Annotated in this window: 1 protein-coding gene; it reads right to left on the bottom strand. The window is 34.7% G+C overall.

The genetic code is table 11. The features are described from left to right. Window positions 1-26 precede the first annotated feature (26 nt). A partial coding sequence (locus tag AAEZ10_RS27685) for a hypothetical protein (RefSeq protein WP_350571875.1) occupies window positions 27-242 on the bottom strand: 216 nt, incomplete at its 5' end.

Here is a 242-nt window from a genome sequence, read left to right as displayed (position 1 = left end):
CTAAATAACTTCTCATTACTTTAGAGTTACCCGCTGAAGTAAAACCAAACCCAGCCTAAGTTGATAGCGATAAGTAGCGATGCAGTTATAAAGATAGATCTTTTGGGATTTTCTCCCACTTCATGATTCAACTTATCTGAGTTTCTTGCAGCTAATTTGAATTCTCTGACAACCTCGAATGACAACCCTTTTAAAAAATAAGCAGCTGTTATAACAATAAAAATCATTATGAAGCACAAGAC

Source organism: Pseudomonas sp. H26/SER47-MNA-CIBAN-0231, from assembly GCF_040310465.1.
Classification (GTDB): Bacteria; Pseudomonadota; Gammaproteobacteria; order Pseudomonadales; family Pseudomonadaceae; genus Aquipseudomonas; species Aquipseudomonas atacamensis.
The sequence above is the reverse complement of the archived record's forward strand: the minus strand, read 5'-3'. Positions and strand labels throughout refer to the sequence as shown.